At 76.7% G+C, this 4,677-nt stretch carries 3 protein-coding genes; 2 read left to right on the top strand and 1 reads right to left on the bottom strand.

Features of this window, described 5'->3' with window-relative positions:
• Together ACFXGA_RS39600 and ACFXGA_RS39605 are read left to right on the top strand one after the other, a co-directional pair.
• Nucleotides 1–1,105: serine hydrolase domain-containing protein (locus ACFXGA_RS39600; RefSeq protein ID WP_378098153.1), on the top strand; the 1,105-nt coding region annotated here is incomplete at its 5' end.
• 19 nt (nt 1,106–1,124) lie between these two features.
• Nucleotides 1,125–3,452 carry a SpoIIE family protein phosphatase gene (locus tag ACFXGA_RS39605; RefSeq protein WP_378098155.1) on the top strand — a complete coding sequence of 776 codons (2,328 nt, stop codon included), beginning with the start codon at nt 1,125–1,127 and terminating at the stop codon, nt 3,450–3,452.
• Nucleotides 3,453–3,621: 169 nt separating this feature from the next.
• Here ACFXGA_RS39605 and ACFXGA_RS39610 read toward each other — a convergent pair whose 3' ends face one another.
• Complete coding sequence (locus ACFXGA_RS39610) at nt 3,622–4,545, bottom strand: hypothetical protein (protein WP_378098158.1); 924 nt, start codon at nt 4,543–4,545, stop codon at nt 3,622–3,624.
• Nucleotides 4,546–4,677: the final 132 nt, after the last annotated feature.

Here is a 4,677-nt window from a genome sequence, read left to right on the forward strand (position 1 = left end):
GCCGCCCTCCGGGCCGCCGCCCCCCCCCCCCCACCGCCCCCCCCTCCAGGCGGCGCTGGACGCGGCCGTCGCGGTCGGGTCGCCGGGCGCGTACGCGGGGGTCGTGGACGAGGCCGGGCGGTGGTACGGGCGCGGCGGGGTCGGGGACCTGGTCCGCGGTGGCGCGCCCGATCCGCGCGGGCGGTTCCGGGCCGGCAGCGTCACCAAGGCGGTCGTCGCCACCGCCGTGCTCCAGCTCGTCGCCGAGGGCCGGGTCCGGTTGGAGGACCGCGTGCAGGACCGGCTGCCCGGCCTGCTGCCCTACCGCGAGCCGATCACCGTGCGCCACCTCCTCCAGCACACCAGCGGCATCCCGTTCACCGAGCGGTGGGACACCCCGGAGGAGATCGACACGACCCGGTGGCGGCACCAGTCGACGGACGAGACGATCCGCCTCGGCACCGAGGGCCGGCCGCTGTCCTTCCCGCCCGGCCAGGGCGTCGAGTACTCGAACACGAACTACGCCGTGCTCGGCAAGCTGGTGGAGCGGGTCACCGGCAACCCGCTGCACACCGAGTTGCAGCGGCGCGTGCTGGACCGGGCGGGCATGGGGGACAGCCACCTCCCGTACCGCCGGACCGGCGTCGACCGGCCTGCCGCGCGCGGGTACGAGTGGCTGCGCGGGCCGGAGGCCGGGCCGACCGACGTGACCGACTACGAACCGTCCCGCTTCTGGGGCTCGGGCAACCTGGTGTCCACAGTGGACGACCTGAACCGCTTCTTCCGCGCCCTGCTCACCGGCAAGCTCCTGCCGGCCGCGCTGTCGGCCGAGATGCGCCGGACCGTGCCGGGCGACGTGCCCGGCGTCGAGTTCGGGCTCGGCCTCATGCGCATCCCGCTGCCGCCCGGCTGCGCCACGTCGGAGATCTGGGGCTTCAACGGCTCGGTCCCCGGCTACCACACGTGGAGCATGCACACCGCCGACGCGGGGCGGCAGATCACCGTGGGCGTGACCACCAACCTGACCTCGCCGGCCGCCCGCGACGCCGCGCTCAACGCGATGCTGATGGAATTCTGCGGCCCGGAGGCGGCGGGCGCGTCGGTTCGGCTGGCCCCGCTCGGGTAGGCGGGCGATGCTGGACGCGATGGCAGTCCAGCGGGAACCCACCGACTCGGCGCTGGCCGACCTCGTCGCCCGACAGCGGGACGAGATCGACCGGCTGCGGGCGGCCGCCCGCAGGCAGGCCGTGGTGGAGCAGGCCAAGGGGGTGCTCGCCGAGCGGCTGTCGTGCCGGCCCGACGAGGCGTTCGAGGACATGGTCCGGCTCGCCCAGGCGACCGGCAGCGACGTGGCCGTCATCGCGGCGGGCGTGCTGGACGTGCCGCCGCCGCAGCGGGACCCGGCCGCCGGCAACCTGTTCGACGCGGGGCGCTCCGCGCGGCGGATCGCCATCCCCGAGCCCACGCCCGCGCCACCGGGCGAACGCCCGCCGCGGCCGGTCGCCCTCGCCGCGATCGGCAGCGCGGCCGACCTCGAGGAGCTGGCCGACCTCGTCCGCGAGCACGTCGGCTGCGAGGCCGTGCTGGTCTACGTGCTGGAACCGGACGGCGGGCTGCGGCTGGAGGCGGCCGCGAACGTGCCCGCCAAGGTGCGGCTGGAGTGGGAGCGGGTGCCGCTGCAACTGCGCACCGGCACCCTCGACGCGGTGCGCGCCGGCCTCCCGCAGTGGCTGCCCGACCTCGCCGAGGCCCGTCGGCGGTACTCCCTGATCGGCGACCCGGAGACGGTGTGGCGGTCACGCGCCTGGCTGCCGTTCCGGGACGGCACGCGCACCGCCGGCGTCGTCGGGCTGCTGTGGGCCGATCACCACGACTTCCCGCCCGAGGAGCAGTGGGAGCTGGAGGTGGTGACCCGCACGGCGGGCTCCACGCTGCTGTCGCTGAGCGCCGAGGACGGCGGCCACGGGCGCAACTGGACCCTCTGGGCGCAGCACCTGCTGGACGTGCTGCCCGGCTCGGTCGCCCTGCTCGGCGCGGTCCACGGCCCGGACGGCGAGGTGGTGGACTTCCGGTTCGAGGCCGCGAGCCCCGACGCGGTGGACATCGCCGGCCGCCGGTACCGGCAGCTGGTCGGGCGCAGCATCCTGGCGAGCTACCCGACCGTGGCGGGCAGCGAGCTGTGGCACGCCTACCACCGCGTCCTGAGCACCGGCGTCCGCGAGGTCGTGGACACGTTCGACTACGAGGAGAACACCCCCGGGCTGCCGCAGCACGGCCGGTTCACGCTGACCGTCGGCAAGTTCGGCGACGGCCTGATCCTCTCCTGGCACGAGCACGAGGACCCGCTGCAACTGGAACGGCTGCGCAGCGTGCAGCGGCTGGGCAACATCGGCTGGGGCGAGTGGAACCTCGTGACCAACGAGATCGACTGGTCGGACCAGCTCTACGTCATCTTCGACCGCGACCCGGCGCTCGGGCCCATGTCGCTGGACGAGATCCGGAACTCCGTGGTCGCCGAGGACCTGCCGATCCTGCAGAGCGCCGTGCGCCGGATGCTGGAGCGGGCCGAGCGCGCCGACTCCGAGCTGCGCCTACGGGCGGGCGACCAGGTCCGGTGCAGCCGGTTCATCGGCGAACCGGTGCTGGACGTCCAGGGCAGGCCCATCCGGCTGGACGTGGTGCTGCAGGACGTGACCGCGATGCGGCGGGCCGAGAAGCGGGTGTTCGACCTCAGCGAGCAGTTCGCGCAGGAGCACCAGGTGGCGGACCACCTGCGCACCGCCGTGCTGCCGCTGCCGAGCCGGCCGCTGGAGCTGCCGGGCATGAAGGTGGCGGTGCGCTACCTCGCCGCCGAGCAGTGGGCGGAGGTCGGCGGCGACTGGTACCACGCGTTCCCGATCGACGACGGCAGCGCCGTGCTGGCGATCGGCGACGTGGCGGGCCACGGCCTGGCGACCGCGGCGGCGATGGCCAAGCTCCGGTACGCGCTCACCGGGGCCGCGCTGACCAATCCCGACCCGGCGGGCGTGCTGGACGTGCTGAACCGCATGCTCACGCACGGCTCCGACGTGACGCTGGCGTCGGGCATCGTCGGCCGGTTCGAGCCGACGACGCGCCGGTTCTCGTGGGCGCAGGCGGGCCACCCCGCGCCGCTGCTGCTCCGGGCGCACGAGGTGCACCGCCTGGACCGGCCGACGGGCCCGATCCTCGGCGCCGTGCGCGGGGCCGTCTTCGCGACCGCGCGGATCCTGCTCGCACCCGGCGACACGCTGCTGATGTTCACCGACGGCCTGATCGAACGCCGCCCGTCCGCCGGCGCGCGCGGCGACGACCTGGAGCGCCTGATGGACGAGATCCGCACGTTCATCGCGGACCTCGACCCGGCCGAGATGCCGGAGGCCCTGACCTCCCGCCTGGTCCCCGCGACGCCGCTGGACGACACCTGCATGGTCGCGGCCACCGTCATGGCCTGACCGCGCCGCCCGGTCCGGGAGGTCGTGCAGCGACCGCGTCCGGTCGCGGTCGTGGTGTGGTCGTGCTGCCCGGTCCGGGAGGTCGTGTAGCGATCGCGTTCGGCTGCGGTCGTGGTGTGGTCGTGCTGTCCGGTCCGGGAGGTCGTGCAGCGACCGCGTTCGGCCGCGCTCATGGCGTGGGCGCGCCGCCCGCCGCCTCGTCCGGCACGAGGAGTTCGTCGGCGAGCGCGGCGACCGCCTCCGGCCACCGCCCGGCCAGCCCGCCGACCGCGGTGCGCCACCGGACCAGCGTGGTGGCCCGGGCCATCAGCCGCGCCGCCTCGTCCTCACCGCACCGCTCCGCCAGGAGGACCGACAGCTCGCCGCGGACGTCCGGGTCGGCCACGGACGCCACCGCGCGCCGGACCCAATCCACCGCTCCGAACGCCTCGACCGCCGTGCGCAACGCCTTCGCCAGGAGCCCGGGGTCGTCGATCAGGTGCACCGCCCGCTGGAGCCACGACCCCGCCTCCTCCCGACCACGCGCCGTGTCGGCCACGACCTGCACGAGCCCGTGCAGTGCCCCGACCCGGTCCCGCGGCTCGGTCGCGGACGACGCCGCCCCCAGCGCGCGGTCGAACGCGGTCGTGGCCGTCGCGGTGTCCCCGACGTGCAGCGCGACCGTCGCCGCGCCCGCCCACGCGGCGGCACGCGCGCCGGGCCGGGTTGTCGCCGCCGCGGCCTCGGCGAGGTCGCCGAGCAGGCGTCGCCCCGGTCGGCCCGTCGCCTCCACCACGGCCCGCAGCGCCCACGCCCGCTGCTGCGCGGCGTCGATCGACCGCGCCAACCACTCGGCCCGCGCCAGGTCACCGGCCCGCGCCGCCGCCTCGGCCGCCGCCCGCAGCACCCGGCCGCGCTGCGCGGGCTCCACCAGGCCCGCCAGCCTCTCGGCCCGGTTCACGTCGCCTGCCTCGACCGCCGCTTCGACCACCGGGAGCAGCGCCCACGACCGCTGCCGGGCGTCGGTGGAGAGCGCCAGCGCCTCGGCCCGGTCCAGCTCGCCCGCGCGGGCGAGCGCGTCGGCCACCGCGCGGTGGGCGGCGCTGGCGGCCACCGGGGGCGGGGGCAGCCCGGCCCGTCCGTGCGCCCCGGCGGGGGCTTCGGCGGCCCGGCGGGGCGCCCCGCCGGGGGCGGCAGCCCGGGGGGCCGGCGCGGCCCCCCCCGCGGGGGTGGCGGCGGGGGGAGG

It is taken from the genome of Actinosynnema sp. NPDC059335 (genome assembly GCF_042752395.1).
In the GTDB taxonomy this organism is placed as follows: domain Bacteria; phylum Actinomycetota; class Actinomycetes; order Mycobacteriales; family Pseudonocardiaceae; genus Actinosynnema.